The organism is Mucilaginibacter polytrichastri (assembly GCF_001911425.1).
Classification (GTDB): Bacteria; Bacteroidota; Bacteroidia; order Sphingobacteriales; family Sphingobacteriaceae; genus Mucilaginibacter; species Mucilaginibacter polytrichastri.
The window spans coordinates 2,357,681-2,376,330 of sequence record NZ_MPPL01000001.1 but is presented as its reverse complement, the minus strand read 5'-3'; the positions used below and the strand labels follow the sequence as shown (position 1 = coordinate 2,376,330).

Below are 18,650 nucleotides of genomic sequence, written 5' to 3'. Positions count from 1 at the left end.
GGTAAAGATCTATTGGGTAGACTGGCTGATATACGGGTTGCGGCAGGTTTGTTTTATAAGCCTGTACGCCTGCTGCGCTCTGAAGTGCAAATCCAGATCCTCTGCGGTGAGCAGGTTTATGGCTTCGATCAGGATACGATTTCCTTAAACAGCTTTGAAAAGGCGACCGGTATCAGGACAGGCGTGAGAACCGCAAAATCCAAACAATTTGACACTTATTTAGACCAATTGAAACATTATGCAAAACCCTGAAATAGCGCTCAGACCCGCAATGATCTTCGCTTTCGCGAAGTCACTGCCACTTATTCTTTTTGGCCTCACCTTTTTGCTGCTGGCGTGGTGGCTTTCGCCTTATTTTCTTTTCTTCAGCATCGCCACTACCGGCGCTGCCTGGTACCGCTTTTTATACATCTGGAATAGTCTTTATATCATTACGCCGGAAGTCATTCGGGTGAGCCGAGGGATATTCTTTAAAAGAATTGACCAGGTTGAGATGTATAGAGTGAAGGACTACATCGTTACGCAGCCCTTGTTATTACAGCTTTTTAGCCTGATGAATGTTACACTGAAAAGCACCGACCCGGAAAATCCCATTCTCTGGCTGGTCGGTATTCCCCAATCTGATTTAATCGATACCATCAGGGATCATGTGCAGGAAGCAAGAAAAGATAACCGTATCTACGAAATAAATTAGATATGCTTGGATGCTACTAAAATAATTAGTAAATTTAAATCATAAATTAATCCACAAAATTATGGTTCGCAACGTCTTGTTAGCCGCATTAATATCCACCTTTGCCCTATTTGGCGCATTGGGTTCTAAGGACACCAAAACTACATTGGTTTGTCTTGCTGTGGCTTTTGCCGCCTGGGCACTTTGTGTGTGGCGGGTTTCAATTCTGAACAGGAGAAGAAATGAACGCAACCAGGCGGAACGTTTGTTTAACGATCATATGCGGAGAAATACGCGCTCGATGCACCGTTTTTAAAGATTAAATTCTAATTTGCACCATCTGTAGACAACTCGTCTGCATTGTGATAAGGTTTAGGTTGAAATCCCCTTGCGGCGAGCGCTAAGGGGGTTTTATTTTTAAGCCTTGTAGATTAAATCTTCTCAAAAAAACCTAAACGTAATCTGTATTACCGCTCACCCGTCTGTGGGCAAGGTCAATACCTGTATTAGTTTTCAAGAAACCCATCTCGTAGAATGAACAGCATTTCCTGTTCGCGAATACCATTATCTAATTTATATTCCATGCCGTTAGAAATTATCACCAAAGATGATTTAGAAGCATTTCGACGATCATTACTCAATGACATCCAGGATTTGTTAGCCAACAATAAGCCCGAGAATAAAGAATGGCTCAGGTGTGCCGATGTCCGAAGACTCCTCAAAGTTTCCACTGGTACAGTCCAAAATTTACGAATCTCCGGAAAGCTCAAATCGCGAAAAGTTGGCGGAATCCATTTTTACAAACTTGCTGACATTGAAAATATGCTCAGTGGTAAACGACAATAACTATGAAGCCAGAGAAATTAACACCAATATTGCTATATTCAAAAATAACCGATGATCCGCGCGTCAATGTTTGGCATATCAGCTTGTATACTTTTATTCTTTCGCTTTGGCACAAAAGCGGTTACGAAAGACAATTAAAAGTATCACGGAAACAATTGATGAAAGGGGCTCATTTTAGTAGTATAACTACCTACCACAAATGTATCAGCAAGCTCAAAGAACTCGAATATATTATTTATCTGCCGACTTATGATGCTTACCAGGGCAGTATCATAGAATTGATCTTATAGCTTGCGGCTGCTCATCAAGCAGATAACGCATATGAGTCCTGAAACGGGTCAAAGTTATTTCGCGATATAAAACCAAACCTTTACCGGCCGCATGATTCTTACGATTTACAGCTGTTGCAATCTTCCTTATACCATTTGATCTGAGAATTTTCACAATGGCAGGTAATAAATTGGTCATTATAGATTGACCTTTCGCATCGCCAATCAGGTAAAATTCAAAAAAGTAGGGGTAGTCCTCAAGTTGGTAATGTTCCCTAGCAACGGCAGGGGGGATTAGATCAATGATGTCCACCAATTTCCCTGTGCTATTTGAAGCGATAAAATGAACCGCGTTCCTTCCATCATGAAAATTAAGGATTGCGCCGTTAAGCCAGTTCTTGGCATCCTCAATATTTACCAGTCGCTTTTCCGGTATAAAGTATAATGTTTCCTCATTAGATAGAATCTGGTAAATCTCTTTTGCCAGGTCGTCATAGCGCAAAAAATCATCTGCCCCAAATGGATGTACACTGAAGTTTGCCTTCTCCAGGCAAATAGTTGGTATGGTCATAGAAGCCCCCAGTTTATAAATCATTGCCATTTCCGGCAACTATTCCCTTAATTTATTTCCAAATATTAAAATCGTTCTATTCACCTGTCTAAATAAATCATCGCAAAGCATGCGTTATTCAATGGCCCATTATCAAATCGTAAAAGTCAGACATTTTTTTGTTTTACTAAAATATTTAGCATATTTATTTGTTAAATATTTTGTAACTTTAAATGGTAGTTCTTATGGCCAAACTATTAAGTTTGTTAAAGGCTCCCAACCAGTTAGCCCAGCCCATTCGCAACAGCTTAAATATCCTCCTTGCTGCGGAGGGAATTGAATTTGAGTTGTACTAAGAAAATTTTGGATATTATGGTATGCATTTTCCAAAGTATCATAATTGAATATAGCTAAACTAGAGTTAGCCCTGCCGGGCGGATAGGGTGTTTGGCCATTATGTCCATAATATTTATCCGCCTGACAACCCGTCTTACAGATGATTGGTGAATGCCCTGGAATGTCCTTAATCCAAAGTGTAGACTTTAAAGAAATTTCGTAATAAAAATAATGATTTGTTGGCTGATCCACACAGAAAGTCAACTTAATAATTTTACCCTTATCTAATATGGGTTTATAATTATTTGTCCAGTCTAATACCTTTAGCTGTGATTCAAGTGCTATAATAGAAGATTCAATAATTTGCAACTCTCTTTTATAAACGGGTCCTTTTATTGAATAATGAGAAAGTGGATGTATAACTCCGTGTAATAAGCTATAAATACTTTCTAAATTACTTGGATCGTTAAAAGTTCTTTTCAAAAAGCTTATACTGAGTTCAATTATCTTTGTCGTTTTAAAATCCGCCAATTGTTGGTTATTGGCATCAGTTAGTTCGATGGGAGGAATGTATTTAGGAAGCAATTCTTCTAAATATTTCCTGAAACAATTGCCAGCAGCGGGATAATCTGGATCGGTTTTATGATGTAAATATTTGATTGCTTTCTCAAGGTTTGATTCTCCTTTTGTGATAATTGGCTTGTCGAAGTGAATTCCATTCTCTTCTCCTTGACCGACATAAAACTCCAAAGCCAGCCAGTTATTGCTTGAACTTTTTTGAAAATACCTTGATGCCAACTCATACCAATGTCGATCATACGTTGAAATGAAAATTTGGTATTCTGCGAACTCGTTTTCTATGATTTGTAAAATTGGCAAGCGATTTCCCGCGTCTAATCCCACAAAAATATCATCCAGATAAAGTATTTGATAATCTACTACTGGATTACGTTTTAACGAAGACAAGTAAAGGCAAATTGCGAAAGCAGACAACCTCGCTTCGTTTAACAGGTCGCTATAATCGCCAGTTATTAAAACTCCGTCTTTAATAATATTTAATCGAAAGTCTGCTTGAGTTTTCCAGTCCCATTTGTTATTTCCGTAATTAAAACTCAAAGGTGCAAGGTCGTAAGAAAGCTGAATACTCAAATCTGTAAAATAAGTATTTAGCATAAGGTTTAAATCAATGAAAATGTCGTTTAAGGTAGATCTTAAGTAGCTCTCATAAGTCACTAAATCTCTTAAGGCCGCCTGATGATTGTTATTTCGCCGGGTATAACTTTCACCAATCAGCTGTGTTTGCAGCTGTTGCCATTTGATACCAAGCCTATATGTGGCTCCATAATTATTGGGAATATAATTTGCAAGGAGCGTCTTGATTACAAGGTTGAATAAGTTAGGTCTTGCTTCTTTATGCAAATAAACATCAAGTAAATCTCGATATTCTAAAAAACCTTTGGCTAGCGAAGCGACTTGCAGGAAAGCAGCTTGATTAGGCGTTACAGTATCGGAAAAAACAAACGTTTGGCTTGTATTCGGAGTTTCTGCCCAAGGATTTGTCGTAAAATCTGAAAATGTAATTTCAATCTGACCACTTGGGTTTTGTGAGTATCTGTTTGGCACAAACGCCCTTAAAATTCGCGAGCTACTAATATAGTCGTTTAAGGCTTTGAATAAGGAGCTCTTTCCGCTTCCATTTTCACCATATATCAGAACATTTTGTCCATTCCGCAACGAAATAGGCTGAAACGTGCTATGAAAGGCTCTATAGTTTTCAAGCTGAATAGATGTGATTCTTTTCAAAATATCTTTAATAAGGTAGGTTAAGGTGATTTTTTAATTATACGACTCCTTCTATTTCAACCACAAGCTCCACTGTCAGTAGTCGATACAAAAGCGCACTAATTGCATGATGAGAATTACTCAGTTCAAAATATATATTGGTCAATTGCTCAGTTGCATTTTGCACATGGGTAATATCAGGCAGTGACGATAGATATTTTGAAAAACGTAAATCAAGTTTGTTAAACTCTTCCTTAAAGTAGAGCTCATAAGTTAGTGCATCGATTAATCTCATAAAGAATCCCGAATAAACACTGCCCTCAGGCAAATGACTAACATATTCGTACATTCTAATAAGCGGAAGTTGTTCTTCTAACTTTACGATTGGTAACGGAATATTTTGAATTAAGTGTGAAGATATCTGTGATGTACCACTCAGCCCCGACGCATTCAATCTCACATAATAATTTATGAGCGAACTTGAAAGTATTGATGTAATAAATTTAGGATCGAAACCAAATCGAACAATAGACAGCATGATACTATTGTTACCAAAAATTGATTTTTGGGAGATCATTCCTACATCTAGGCGACGATCAATAAAATTTATTTTTTTAAGGATAATTTTTGTTGGATTTTCAAGAAAGTTGCGGACATCTTCAGGACGGTCATCGATAGCAACTGGCGTTGACCCAAGAGGTTTTATAATGAAATTACTCACTTCGTAATCCTTGATGTATTCTATAGCGGTTGTAGAAGTGAGCTTATTAAACTTTTTTAACAAATTCATACTCATTCCCGAATGAATTTCAGCAATATCGGATAATTTTATCGGAGCGCTATTTAAAAGTTCTGATATGTTGTCTTCAATTTTGCCTATACTGGAAGAAAGCTGTTTTTTGAATTCTTTTAGATTCTTTTCAAATTCAGTTTTACTAATTACATCATCCATTAAGCGAAAAAGATAACTTAATCCTTTTCTGGCTTCATATTTGTTTTGCTCAAGGTTGTCTAATGAGATATCATTAATAAAATACCATAACGCATAAAAACTTTGTTGTGTTCTCCTGTTATTTTCTTTTCCAAAGATATCATCCAAAGTATTACTAATTGATTGGATAGTTGCCTGCTCATCGCTTAAGATTACTTTAAGTTTTTTTAGAAAATCAAATTCAAAATCAAAACAAGCCTTTATAAAATCACTTTTCGTTTCGCTACCTTCTAGTATTTTAGTTATATCATTTTTTGCTTTGAGCCTAAAATTGATTTTATCGCCAATTTTATAGATATCCAAATCTTTCAATTTTTGACTTTCGTGTTGGCCAAGCTTTGACTTTTGATATTGAAGAAAAATTAGCGAAGTGTAAATGTTCTCATCTTCCATCCTGGAGTTATTTTTTCTAAAGTAAAACCAGTCTTTATTACTCCGATGGATTGCTTTGATTGTCACAATAATATCTCTTGAAATATAAGAGTTCCACATTTCAAAGGTGTCCTCTTTGATAGGGTATGGTTTATTGTTCAGCCTGATGAATAAATCTATTGGGTCAAAACGTTCATTATTCTTTTCATTTATCTCTATTAGTGATAAATCGAAATTTTTAATTTTTTCTTTCTCGTCTTTTGAAAGTGCCTCAAAAGTTTTTCCGCTAAGGTTTTTTAAAACACCATTCTTCAAGTTTAGTGAGTATCCATCCTTGTCCGAAAAACGTTTTACATTATTTTCATCCAAATATGGTTTACCAATAAAGCCTAAAATGGATAATAGTCGCTGCTGGCCGTCTAAAACTTCGGAAACATCGTCTTTTCTTTTAAAAACGAAAATGGGAGGCAATTTGATTCCCATTAGAATACTCTCTATAATGGCAGATGACTTTTTTTTATTAATTACTTCATTTCGTTGGTAAGGGGGGCGAATCAAAAATCGCTGTTTTTCCATTTGTCGGCATATATCATCAATAGCTATTGACGATGGCTCAGGTTTATTGATCCTCAATTCTTCAAAACTTATCATTTCTGAATTTATTGGCTCCAACTCTTGGGTTTTTTCTTTGAATTCGGGATTGTTCTGGAGGTAAGCGGTAAAATCTATTCCAAATCGATTTTTAAAAAACTCCGACGTTATCTGGAATCTATGGTGAAGTTCTTTAGAAAAAGAGCTACGTTCCATTTTGTAAGAGTCTTTATTTGCAGATATATATGACGCAAGATTTCTAAGGTCAACTTCTGAAAGCGTATGAGCTGTTTTCAGTTCAACTTCTAAAATTGATAATGCCCAATAAACGCACTCAAATATCAAACGATTGTATGTAGTCCCGTCGGTTTTTAAATGACCTCTCAGTTTCTTTAATAAATTAATCTTAGTTATAAAGCCATCGAAAACTTGTTCTATTTCAGTTTCGTTTGAAGCGTTAAACATGAATTCAAAATATTTTGCAATAATTGAATCCTTTTTAACTGAAAAATATTTGATAGGTATATAGTGTAGTACTAGCAGCTGCCTGATTTTTTTTAAAAGAACTTCGATATTGCTTTTTTCAAAATAAAGTAAGCCTGAAACGTCTCCATACAATACGGCATCGCTATTCAATTTTCTTTTGAAATAGCTATTTAGATCATCATCAATATAAGCGGCTTTTGCAATATCTGTAGGTTTAAGTGGTGTGATGCCGGAATTATAACGCTTAAAAATTTCTTTTTTTACAATTTCTTCAATTTCATCATTGACTAATGATTTTGAATGAAAGCTAAATTCGATGATCCGTAACTTAGTATCCCAAAATAGTTCACGAAGCTTTTCATCAATGTTTTTAAAATATTTATTAGCAATACCTATGTTTTCAAGTTTTTGAAGTCCATTTTTTCTCAGCTTAAAATCATTGTCTTTAAAATTTAAAATGGTTTCATATCGCTGTCTCCCGTCTATAATCTCAACACCATCGGAGTTTCGGAAATAAATTAATGGAGGTATCTCAGTGCCAAGGAGAATACTTTCGATAAAATAAGTAGCCTTTTCATCATCCCATACATAATTTCGCTGATAAAAGGGCTTGTAGTTTGTCCGACTAAGGCGATCTTCGTTATTAAAAAGACTTTCAATAGACATAACCTTGGGCTCAATCTTTACATAATTTTCAAATATTTCGCTTATTTCCATATCGTATATAAAAGGCTCCTTTTTTAAAGCATGATTTAGGCTAAAATTAATGTAATTTATTAAAGAATTATATTACAATACCAACAAGGCATTTAACCCCAAGGGAATCAACATTAATGACTTCATAGGCATGAGTTAATTGTTAAAATTTAAATTGCATTTATTGCTATTAGATTTATATTAACAGCTTGATCCAAAAAGCGATGAAAAATGGACTTACAAAGAAGGTTAGGTCAGGAACAACTGGTGGTAATTGGTAATAGCTTAACAAAAAAATGGAAATAGCAGGATTAAACAATTACAATAGTTCTCCGGATGAGGCATTTGAGGCACTGTGTGTCCAGTTGTTTCAGCGTTATTTATATCGGTCATTCTCTGGCAATGTTACCTATTTTTCGGTCGTGAATGGCGCTGGCGGTGATGGCGGGGTCGAAGCATACGGCGTGTTAAACGATGGGCAGATTGTAGGTGTTCAAGCCAAATATTTTCTCAGTTCACTTACAAATACACAACTCAAGCAGATTGAACACTCGGCCCGCACAGCTAAAGATGTAAGGAAAGATTTGAAACGTTACATCGTTTGCTTGCCAAGAAAAAAGCACAGCGAAAAAAAAGGAAAAGAGGGTAAACTGATCAAAGTCAGCGAGGAAAAAAAGGTTCTTGACCTGGCGGCAAAAATCAACGCAGACTTAAAAGACTTAGCGATTGAATTTTGGTTTGAAGATAGATTGTTAAATGAATTAGGTGAAGCCGGTAACGAGGGCATAAAACGGTTTTGGTTTGAAAAGGAAGAGTTAGCAATGACAACATTGATAACCCGTTTTGAATTAGCTAAAGCAGGATGGCTTAACGAGCGGTATGTTCCGGATCTGCATCAGGCAGGTAAAATAGCCAGATTGATTGACGAAATGTTATTTACGGACAGTTACATTGCCTATGAGATCTTATCTGTCACTGAAACAAAAAGAGAAGTGGAAGAAAGCGTAATTGTCATTGACTCCTACATTGCGCAAAACACCTATTTCCCGGAGATCAATCAGGAATTGGTTATTGTAAAACAGCATCTAAATGAACACCTCTTAGTATTTGAAAACTTGCTTATTGATCTGCAAGCTGGTGTTTACGTTCCTCAGGTTAAAAGCCCGGCAGATTTTGATGTGTGGCAATTAAAATTAAAAATCGAAGCCTTGCCTAAGTTCAATCCTTTAAGAAACATTACACCACATCTTATACAAGGCTTGCAAAAAGTACATCAAATCTATTTAGCTCAATACTGGGTGCATTTAAATAAAGAATACCATCCGCATAATTATTCCATACTCGGGCCGGTAGGCACCGGTAAAACGCATGCATTAGCCAATGCGGTAGACCGTACATTAGCCGAAGGCCAAGCTGCGTTTATCATTCGCGCTAAAGGTACTGCCAACGAAAATTGGGGGAACATACTACGGCAAACATTGGATTGTTGCACAGGTTGGAGCGATCTGGAGATCTTTACAGGATTGGAAGCGTTAGCGGTGCGAAATAGTGTGCGCGCAGCATCGGGTAAAAAGAACGGAGAGCAGCGTTGGAACAGGTCAAGCCGCGTTTTGATCTGTGTTGACGGAATTGATGAAGCGGATGATTGGGCATCCTGGCGTTTCCGGATATTGGAATGTGAAATTTGGCTTAAAAAGTTCCCATTAATTCGATTTGTGTTTTCGGCTCGTTCATATCCCCCAATGAATATGAATCCCTGTAATTTACCGAATAACGAACTTACACAACTTCGGGTAGATATACCAGAATCGGGGGATCGTTTGCTTTATGACCTTGTTCCAGAATATTTTGAAATTTATAAGATCACATATGCGAATAACTTTTGGATCAGAGGCGCTTTTGAAAATGCGCTGACGTTACGCTTGTTCTGTCAAATGTATGCCGGACAAGATATTGCGGGTATCAGCAATCACCCGATGCACTTCACTCTCAAAAATTTGCTCGGCATTAAAATTGAAAGATTGGAGGAAGAATTTCAATCTAAATATAGTCCCAATATTTCCATAAATGACCAAATAGTCAGGCAAGCGTTATTTTTTATAGCTGACTTATTTAAAGACAACAATAAGCTGACTCGTGATTTTTTGAGAAATCAGCTATTCGACGCATTACACCAGGTCGTCGATAAAGTAATTATTGGATCATTGTTGGATATGTTGACCGATCACGGTTTCCTTGTCTATCAACAAATACAAGCCGACGACGGCATCTCGCCCGCCAAAAAAGTTTACGGGATCGGAATTCAATCCTATTCAGAATATTTACATGCTTTAAAGCATGCTAACATTATCGCTCAAAGTAGTTTGCTTGAACTGCCTCTTATATTTCACGATGCGCAAATGCAATATACACGCACTTTGACGGCGGTTATCTTATTTAATAATTTTGATCTTTTGATAGGTGAAAACGGTTTATGGGCGAAAGATTTAGATTCACGGCAATTATTACGATTGCAATTTCAGGTATTGAGCCAAAGCCCCGACGGAAAGATTAGATCTTATTTAGGCTTTCTACGCTCAAAATTCAAAACAGCCGATTATACTACCCGGGATTTGATGGTGAATGAGTTTATAATGCCCAATCTTTATCGCGAAGGCTTGAATCTTGGGGTCGAGATCGTACATCATGCGCTTATTGAATTTCCCAATACCTACCAACGTGATTTGTTTTGGTCGGGGCCGGATCACCATGATTATATCGGCAACAGTGTACTATCGTTATATCTGGAACACACACAACTCTATCCATTTGACCTTTATTTGGGTAAGCCCCTGATAATGGTATGGAGCCTTAGTTCTGTACACAAAGCATACCGGGAAAAATGCCGGTCCGAATTAACTGACTGGGCTTCCACGAACATAGATGGGTTTGTACAATTGCTTAATATGGTTTTCCTGTGTGGGGATGCCCAGATTCAAGAAGACCTGAGTACAATTATTTTAGGGTTGTCAGGTAAATTTACGAAGGCCGATTTAGACCAACGCCTGTTAGGGGATTGGATATTAGCGAATATCTTTTCAGATCGGATCATTGGCGACTTAACTAATTCAGTGGTCAGGTATGGTGCGCTTGCCTATATGGAAAGAATGTATAGCTTTAATCTTTATACAGAAGCTGAGATTTTGCAATGCAGACCGCCTTACAAAACTTCTGGCGAAGAATTAGAGCTTGATTTTAGTGCTCATGAACTTGATTCACACGTTGAAGGCAGATACCCGATCCAGGATGATCTTGGTTGGAATGTGATTGATGAGGCATTTAAAGGCTTTCTGCATTATGTAGAAGGCGGCCTTGATAATGCCGGCAAAGAATTCATGAAACCCTACACGGAACGATATGGCGCTGATTTTAACCAGCATGGCTTTGCAGTTGCTGCCGCAATAAAATTCATCAAAGACCTGGGCTGGAATAAAAAGAAGCGGCCCGCTAACGATGGTAACAGCGAATGGGCAACCTTTGAGGAAAAATATACCTGGCTGGCTGTTCACAGAATTCAGGGGTTCTTGGCTGACCGTCTACCTTACGGTGTTTTTGAGCCGGAAGGTATGTTGCAGGATTATGGCAAAATACTACATATTGGTAATCCAGTTGATTTTGGTGTCGGACATATAGTGCATTATTACCATACCGATACAGATCGATGGTTACTTCCCGAAGATATTGCAGAGCCTATTCCGCTAACACCAAAAGCAACGCAAGACGCTATTAAAAATTGGGCTAAGAAGTCATTTGTGCCCGATTTCAAGCAATGGATAGAGCTGAAAGGCCGTCATTTAAATGGACGACATGAGAGTGATGACGACTGGATCGCACTATATTCCACTACTGCCTTACCCGATCCGAATAAAGTTGGCCGTGCGAGGTTAAGTTTGAATTGCGTTTTAATCCCGGAAGATGAACTATCGAAGCTTAAAGGTTTTGTTATGAACCCTGAAAATACATTTGATTCCAACCACGGTATGCGGCCGGACGATATGAGCGCTTCTATTTCGCATGGCTTCAGCCATTCCCTTGTGGATGTGATTTGGATGAACAAGTATGAGGAAGAAGAACCGGATAAGTGGATAGCCAATCAATATAATCGAGGGTATCAGGTTAAATCTGCTATCACTGAAATTCATGAATCCAGCATCGCCAAACAAACGGACATATATCAGGTGCCGTCGCTATTGCTTCGTAAAGGCCTGCAAATTACAACAACCGACAAAAGAGGTTTCTTCGATGATAAGGAAATACTGAAGTGTTTAATCTATAAACAGTGGGAAAATGACAATACCGAGCAGAAGATAACTTTAGTTGACCGAAAGAGTTTTGATATTTTTTTAAAATCAAATGCTTTGGTGCCTCTTTGGATCGCTGAGAACTTCCGCAGCACAGTTGCTAACAGCCCTAATAAAAGCAAGGACGATCACTGGCAAAATTGTACAAAATGGATCGTTTGGAGTGGAGATTACAATTATTTTGAATTTCATAATAGCACACATTGTTAGTTTTAAAAATTAGCATTATTAAATAATAACTACGATTCATACCAGGAATGTCTTATTGCAATTAAGTTGCAGGATCATCATGTTGCCAACGATCCTACAACTTAATTATTTCAGTTATCTTGATAGTTTTTTTCGATTAAGTTGTCTTCCAGTAAGAGCATGTCTTTACTTACTTTGTAATTTTGCATTTTAGCATAGTGCTGCGTTTGCCTGATTGAAGAATGCCCTAGCATTTTTGAAACTGACTCCATTGGTACGCCGTTGTTAAGAGTAACCGTAGTCGCAAAAGTATGACGCGCAATATGAAAAGTAAGTTCCTCCTTTATTCCGCAGTTATCGGCTATCTCTTTTAAATAAGCATTCATTTTTTGATTGGTCAAGACTGGCAGCGCAACATCCGTATTGAGGCATTTAATATGTTCTTTGTATCGGGCTAAAATCTTTCGTGCTTGAGCTAACAAGGGTAGGTGAGAGGCAGAGTTCGTTTTCTGACGATTGATAAAAATCCATTCTTTCTCATCTATCCCAGTTTTTATATCAGATCGCTTTAAGTTTTTCACATCAGCATAGGCGAGACCTGTATAACAGCTAAAAACAAAAATATCTCTCACTAAAGAAAGTCTTTCGGCATCGAATTTCTTTTCAATAACTCTCTTTAATTCGGCCTCTGTAAGTGCAACTTTTTCAACTGCCTTTTTTGTCAGTTTAAAGTTTGCGAATGGATCACCGGGTAACCACCGGTTTTTTACGCAGATTAATACCACCTTTTTGAAATTCGCCAGGTATTTCATAGTTGAATTATGATTGCACTTTCGTATCGTTTTCAACCAGAATGCGTACTGCGATATAAATTCATGATCTAGTTCTTTAATCGGCTTATCATCCACCTTATACATCCATTTGATAAAATCCCTTGTGTGCTGCATCGAGATCTCATACCGGCCAATTGTTCCTTTGGCGAAGTCTATACCTTCTAAAGCTTTCATTTGGTCATTATGGTGCTTAAACACAATCAAAATCATCTTAGGCTTTTCAGTTACTCCATTTAGGACATCTTTAATTGCTTGAGCTGTTACCAGCTTATCCGAGTCATTTAATGATCTTTTTGCCTGATAAATCATTTGCTCTAATGTATCCAGGTAATAATTTAATTCTTTAGTTGACTCTTTGTTTCCTGACTCCCTTCCAGCAGCGATATTCCATCGGGCTATTTCGCACTTCCGTTTGGTAGACAATTCGGTAGCCTTCCCATCTACTGTGATTTTTACATAGATAGATCTGAGAGTTTCATTTTGATTTTTAGGTTGTTTTAAGAAAAACATTAATCCAAAGCTTTTTTCCAACATAACACATTAATAAAAAGTTAAACAAAATTACGTTTGTGTGTGCTATATTACAAGATGTCCACCCCGTAAACAGGTTGTAATACAGTTTGTTACAAGCCAATCGTAGAGTCTTTTTTATTTTTTGGTCGATTTTAAAAAGACTCTACGAATGACGCAATAGAGTTTTGCGATTGTATGCGAGTTTTGGTAGGTATTGGAAAAGAAAAAGCCCTTCAATTCTTCAATTAAAGGGCTTAAATCACTTTTTTAATGCTTTCAGCGGAGAGTTAGGGATTCGAACCCCAGGAACCTTTCACAGTTCAACAGTTTTCAAGACTGCCGCAATCGACCACTCTGCCAACTCTCCGGGGACAAAAGTACAAATCCAAGGCGGATTGGCAAATTTGAAGTGTACTTTTTTTAATAATTTTTTAACATGGATAATTAACTGACTGTTAATTAATTAGCCGCATTTTGTTTCTTTGTGTTGCTCTTGAAGGTGTTATACCGGGGTTTGCTGATCTTAATATTCCGCTTAGAAAGGTCGATACTGGCGTTAAGTTCGAAGCCAATGAGGATGATCAGCGAGTTTAAATATAGCCAGATCATGATCACGATAAGTGTACCTATTGAACCGTATATTTTGTTGTAAGAAGAGAAACGGTTAATGTAAAAGGTAAAGCCAAGCGATGTAAAAACGGCCAGTGCGGTAGCAAGTATAGCGCCCGGACTTATAAATTTCCAGCGCCTTTGTTTGTGCGCCGGGCCATAGCGGTAAAGTACCGATACGGTGAAAAAAAAGATCACAATTACAATGAGCCACCGGCTTAAAAAAATCAGGTATGTCCAGAATATTCCATTGGTATCCAGCCTGGCTTGTATAATATCAACAACTGCCTGGCCTGCAATCAGAATAATAATGGCAACAAACAATGAAATACTAATTACCACGGTTAACACCAGGGCAACCCAGCGCCTTCTGAGCCAAGGCCGTGTCTCTACAATAAGCGATGACTTATTGAACGCCTGCATGAGCTTATAAACACCGTTGGTGGCAAATATGGCGGCAGATACAAAGCCTACTGATAAAAGCTTCCCATTTTGGTTCTTAATAATATCCTTTAAGGTAGCCTCAAATGCCATATAAGCATTGTTGGGTAGTATCACTTCAATAAGCCTCAACAAAGTGTCCTGAAAGTGCGGTACCGGGATGTAGGGGATAAGCGTAAATAAAAAGATAATAGCCGGAAAAAAAGCAAGCATAAATGTATAGGCCAGGGAAGAGGCCTTGTTTACCAATGATTCCTGTTGAATTTCTTTGAAAAAGAAAATCGCTACGGTATGCAAGGGCAGTGGCCTGAAACCAGGCAGATACACCATCTTAGTCCAGTCTAAAAAATACTGGTAAAACTTAAATTGGCTTAAAAAACGGTGCAACCATTTCATTCAACTCAAACTTAGTCAAAAAAAGGCTTTAAAGCATCCAGAAAGTCTGGGTTGGGCAAACAAGGGCGCCCGGTAGTCATGTTAACAAACACCAATAAGGTTTCGCCAATATGGATTAACACATCAGCTTCGTTATATAGTTCGTAAGTGAAATGGATTTTCACGCCCGGCATTTTGGCCATAATCACCTTCACGCTAATCTCTTCATCATAGCGGGCGGGCTTCAGGTACTTGCATTTGAGTTCTAATACCGGCATCATAATCCCAGATGCCTCCATTGATGCGTAAGTTAACCCCAGGCTGCGCAGCATTTCTACACGGCCTACTTCAAAAAACTCGGCATAATTACCGTAGTACATATAGCCCATCTGGTCGGTTTCGCCATAGCGTACACGTATTTTAGTAGTATGGGTAAACATTAGCGTTTAATGTTCCTTTCATCCAATGCTTGCTGAAAACGGCGTGCATTAGCTTTATGGTCGGCTTCGTTGGTGGCGAAGTTATGGTAACCAGAAAAATCTTCTTTGGCACACATGTAAATATAGCCATGTGTTTCGTGATTTAATACTGCTTTAACTGCATTAACAGATGGCATCATGATTGGGCCCGGCGGCAAACCTAAATGCACATAAGTATTATATGGCGATGGATTAACCAAGTATTTATTAAGCACCCGTTTAATGGTAAAATCGCCTGTAGCATAAATTACTGTAGGGTCGGCCTGCAGTTTCATGTTTTTATTCAGGCGGTTTAAATATAAACCGGCAATGCGTGGCATTTCATCATCATGCAGAGCTTCGGCATCAACAATTGAAGCTAGTATGGAGACCTGAACAGGGGATAAGTTTATAGCTGCAGCCTGTTGTTTGCGTTCCGGCGTCCAAAACTTTTGATAGTTGGCATACATCCGGTTGAAAAACTTTTCGGGCGAAGTATTCCAGTACATCTGGTAGCTGTTGGGCAAAAACATGGTGTACACATCGTCGGTTGTAAAACCAAATTTTTGTACATAGGCGCTTGAATCGAGTAAGCTGATGATTGATGATGAATCTGGTTCAATCTTTTTAGCAATAAAGCCAGCAAACTGTTCTTTTAAACGCAGGTTATGAAACGCAACTGTAACCGGCTCTTGGTTGCCCGATGCTAGCATGTTAATAAATTTACGGTTACTCATACCTGCATGGAGGCGATAACGTCCCGGTTTAACACGGGTAATATAGTTCATGTTATGGGCAGACCAATCGAAGCTGGTGGTATCGTTAACAATTTGTTTGGTGCGGATGCTATCATATACCTGCTCATAGGTTGCGCCGGTGTGGATATATAAATATTCCTCCTTATCGCTCACGTTGGGGCCAAAGTAGCGCAGGTAATAAAAAATACCGGTGCCTGCCAGTGCCAGGATAATTATAACTACCAGTGCAATGATAAATTTTTTGAATGTTCCGCCGGTTGATGGGTTTTGAGACATACTTATTTTAAATAGATTGAAGTTTTTCAATGGCCAGTAAACCACCTGTTAGGTTCCTGACATTTTGATAACCATTTTGTTCGAGAATTGATTTAGCTGTTTCGCTGCGCAAGCCAGCACTGCATATAACAATTATTTCGTCGTTATATTGCCATTGCAGTTGTTCAAGGCTTTCTTTAAGCTTACCTACAGGAATATTAAGCCCGCCGATGTTATGGGTATGGTATTCTATTTTCTCACGCACATCAAGCAAATTAAGGAGTTCGTTATTAGTTAAACGCTCTTTAATTTCCCTTGCCTTAATGTCATTGCTGTGGTTCATCAGTTTTTTTACCCTGCGAAACGGTTAGGTTAATATGTGTACCTATACTTGTTTTACTTAGCGAATCTGTTTTCATCGGGAACTGTGCCGTTACCACCACATTAGCCGAATCTGTAATAGCTCCCTGGTACATAATGGTACCTACAATAAGGCCCGCACCTTTAATAGCAAACCGGGCAGCATCCAGATCCAGGTTAATCACCTCGGGGATGTCCACTTCACTTGCACCGCCGCCATCGCCCAATACCAGGTCAACTTTTGAGCCTTTAGGCAATTTGGTGCCGGCTTTAATTACCTGGCCGCCAAACCTTACTTCCAGGATGCGGTCGCGCGCTATATCTGCTTTATAGGTAGTATCGCCAATTTTTAGTCCGAAGTTAGAGAGTGTGGCCTCAGCCTCGCGGAAGGTGCTTTGCTCTAAATCTGGCAGGGCCACATTAGGGGCAAGCCTGGTTACCACTGTTAAATAGATAGTACGGTTTTCCTTTACGTTTACGCCGGCATCCGGGTCTTGCTCAATTACAGTACCGGGGTTATGGTCCAGTACATATACCGAATCTATTTGGTATCTAAAGCCCTGCTGATCTAATAAGGCAGTCGCTTTTTCTATACTTAAGCCTTTAAGCTGGGGCACCGGTGCACCTTCGCCATGGCGGGTATAATAACCTAACGAAAAATAAGCCACCAGCAGTACAAACACAACAGTGCCTATAGCTGCGAGGAAATTATTACGAAAACTTTTGGTTTTTAAGTAAGTCCAGAATTTACTCATTTGTAATATTGATCAGAATTTGCGTCCTGAATTAAGCTATCAAACATAGCTATTATTTTCTAATTCAGAATTTCAAAGGTAACGCTTAACTACATAATTTGATAATACGATAATTACAATAACAGGTTATTGCCGGATATATTATATTTGACCATTATGTCGACAAAAAACATCGCCCTGGTAGCCGGTGGATATTCCGGTGAATATGAGGTATCTATCAATAGCGCCAAAAATATAGCAGCTAATTTACCTGCAGATCAGTTTAACGTTTATACTATCCTCATCAACCGCGACAGCTGGTTTCATGAAGCAGCAAGCGGTAAGGTAAATGTAGATAAAAATGATTTCAGCATCACTGTTGATGGTAACAAGATCACTTTTGATGCCGCCTTTATTACGGTGCATGGCACCCCGGGCGAAGATGGCAAGCTGCAGGGCTACTTTGATATGCTTGGCCTCCCTTATAATACCTGCGATGCGGCAACATCTGCATTGACTATGAATAAGGCTTATACCAAAACCATTGTACATGGCATTAAGCACCTTAACGCTGCAAAATCTATACAGTTGTTTAAAAAGGATATGCACGATATTGGCACCATTACTGCAGCCCTGAAGTTCCCTTTATTTATAAAGCCAAACAACGGAGGCAGCAGCGTTGGCATGAGCAAAGTACATAAGGCGGCCGAGCTACCACTGGCCTTAGAGAAGGCATTTAAGGAAGATAGCCAGGTATTGGTAGAAGAATTTATTAAAGGCCGGGAGTTTAGTATCGGTATAGCACGCCTTAACCACCATTTAACAGTGTTACCAGCCACAGAGATCATCAGTTCAAAAGAGTTTTTTGATTATGAAGCCAAGTATACTCCCGGTGTGTCTGAAGAAATTACCCCGGCCAATTTACCTGCAGAACAGAATGAAATTATTAAGGAAATAGTGACCGAAGTTTACCTGCGCCTTAATTGCAAAGGTATGGTACGTATTGATTTTATTTTGCAGGAACAAACCGACGATTTTTATTTCATTGAGATCAATACTACGCCCGGGCAATCGGCAAATAGTTTAATACCTCAGCAGGTACGTGCTGCGGGCATGGATATTAGCCAGTTTTATAGCGATATAATTAATGGTGCTGCAACCAGCGCGTAAAACATGATAGGCGAGACACAAGG

The 18,650-nt window shown here is 38.5% G+C and carries 16 protein-coding genes and 1 tRNA gene; 7 read left to right on the top strand and 10 right to left on the bottom strand.

Annotation, left to right across the window (positions count from 1 at the left end; all coding sequences use genetic code 11):
• The 5 genes from RG47T_RS26365 to RG47T_RS10230 all read left to right on the top strand — a co-directional run.
• A partial coding sequence (locus RG47T_RS26365; RefSeq protein WP_216351039.1) for a hypothetical protein occupies positions 1–252 on the top strand: 252 nt, incomplete at its 5' end.
• Positions 239–694 carry a PH domain-containing protein gene (locus tag RG47T_RS10240; RefSeq protein WP_074489335.1) on the top strand — a complete coding sequence of 152 codons (456 nt, stop codon included), beginning with the start codon at positions 239–241 and terminating at the stop codon, positions 692–694. The genes RG47T_RS26365 and RG47T_RS10240, both read left to right, overlap by 14 nt.
• 61 nt (positions 695–755) lie before the next feature.
• Positions 756–989, top strand: a complete 234-nt coding sequence (locus tag RG47T_RS25710) for a hypothetical protein (RefSeq protein ID WP_139235675.1) — start codon at positions 756–758, stop codon at positions 987–989.
• Between the two features lie 266 nt (positions 990–1,255).
• Positions 1,256–1,519, top strand: a complete 264-nt coding sequence (locus RG47T_RS10235) for a helix-turn-helix domain-containing protein (protein WP_074489334.1) — start codon at positions 1,256–1,258, stop codon at positions 1,517–1,519.
• A 2-nt stretch (positions 1,520–1,521) separates the two neighbouring features.
• Entirely contained in the window at positions 1,522–1,809 is a 288-nt protein-coding gene (locus RG47T_RS10230; RefSeq protein WP_074489333.1) for a hypothetical protein, read from the top strand.
• Here RG47T_RS10230 and RG47T_RS10225 read toward each other — a convergent pair.
• The 3 genes from RG47T_RS10225 to RG47T_RS27160 all read right to left on the bottom strand — a co-directional run bounded on the left by RG47T_RS10225 (position 1,790) and on the right by RG47T_RS27160 (position 7,613).
• Positions 1,790–2,389, bottom strand: a complete 600-nt coding sequence (locus RG47T_RS10225; protein ID WP_074489331.1) for a hypothetical protein — start codon at positions 2,387–2,389, stop codon at positions 1,790–1,792. The genes RG47T_RS10230 and RG47T_RS10225 overlap by 20 nt on opposite strands.
• A 192-nt stretch (positions 2,390–2,581) precedes the next feature.
• Entirely contained in the window at positions 2,582–4,477 is a 1,896-nt protein-coding gene (locus RG47T_RS10220) for an AAA family ATPase (protein WP_171972509.1), read from the bottom strand.
• Between the two features lie 37 nt (positions 4,478–4,514).
• Positions 4,515–7,613, bottom strand: a complete 3,099-nt coding sequence (locus tag RG47T_RS27160; RefSeq protein ID WP_074489328.1) for a DUF262 domain-containing protein — start codon at positions 7,611–7,613, stop codon at positions 4,515–4,517.
• A gap of 275 nt (positions 7,614–7,888) precedes the next feature.
• On the opposite strand from RG47T_RS27160, the gene RG47T_RS10210 reads away from it, so the two are divergent.
• On the top strand, positions 7,889–12,142 hold the full coding sequence (locus RG47T_RS10210; protein ID WP_074489327.1) for a hypothetical protein: 4,254 nt from the start codon (positions 7,889–7,891) through the stop codon (positions 12,140–12,142).
• Positions 12,143–12,252: 110 nt separating this feature from the next.
• On the opposite strand, the gene RG47T_RS10205 is transcribed toward RG47T_RS10210, so the two are convergent.
• The 7 genes from RG47T_RS10205 to RG47T_RS10175 all read right to left on the bottom strand — a co-directional run bounded on the left by RG47T_RS10205 (position 12,253) and on the right by RG47T_RS10175 (position 17,478).
• Positions 12,253–13,488, bottom strand: a complete 1,236-nt coding sequence (locus RG47T_RS10205) for a site-specific integrase (protein ID WP_074489326.1) — start codon at positions 13,486–13,488, stop codon at positions 12,253–12,255.
• Between the two features lie 259 nt (positions 13,489–13,747).
• A tRNA-Ser gene (locus RG47T_RS10200) sits at positions 13,748–13,834 on the bottom strand.
• Between the two features lie 92 nt (positions 13,835–13,926).
• Positions 13,927–14,913 (bottom strand): YihY/virulence factor BrkB family protein, encoded by a 987-nt coding sequence (locus RG47T_RS10195; protein ID WP_074489325.1) that lies wholly within the window; start codon positions 14,911–14,913, stop codon positions 13,927–13,929.
• 11 nt (positions 14,914–14,924) lie between these two features.
• Positions 14,925–15,332, bottom strand: coding sequence for an acyl-CoA thioesterase (locus tag RG47T_RS10190; RefSeq protein ID WP_074489323.1), 408 nt, complete (start codon positions 15,330–15,332; stop codon positions 14,925–14,927).
• Positions 15,332–16,384, bottom strand: coding sequence for an endolytic transglycosylase MltG (gene mltG / locus RG47T_RS10185; RefSeq protein ID WP_074489321.1), 1,053 nt, complete (start codon positions 16,382–16,384; stop codon positions 15,332–15,334). The genes RG47T_RS10190 and mltG overlap by 1 nt, the downstream gene beginning before the upstream one ends.
• 7 nt (positions 16,385–16,391) lie before the next feature.
• Positions 16,392–16,706 carry a rhodanese-like domain-containing protein gene (locus RG47T_RS10180; protein ID WP_074489319.1) on the bottom strand — a complete coding sequence of 105 codons (315 nt, stop codon included), beginning with the start codon at positions 16,704–16,706 and terminating at the stop codon, positions 16,392–16,394.
• Positions 16,690–17,478: a PASTA domain-containing protein gene (locus RG47T_RS10175; protein WP_074489318.1), complete on the bottom strand. Its 789-nt coding sequence runs from the start codon at positions 17,476–17,478 to the stop codon at positions 16,690–16,692. Before RG47T_RS10175 ends, RG47T_RS10180 begins: the two co-directional genes overlap by 17 nt.
• Positions 17,479–17,634: 156 nt before the next feature.
• On the opposite strand from RG47T_RS10175, the gene RG47T_RS10170 reads away from it, so the two are divergent.
• Positions 17,635–18,627 carry a D-alanine--D-alanine ligase gene (locus RG47T_RS10170; RefSeq protein WP_074489316.1) on the top strand — a complete coding sequence of 331 codons (993 nt, stop codon included), beginning with the start codon at positions 17,635–17,637 and terminating at the stop codon, positions 18,625–18,627.
• Positions 18,628–18,650 lie beyond the last annotated feature (23 nt).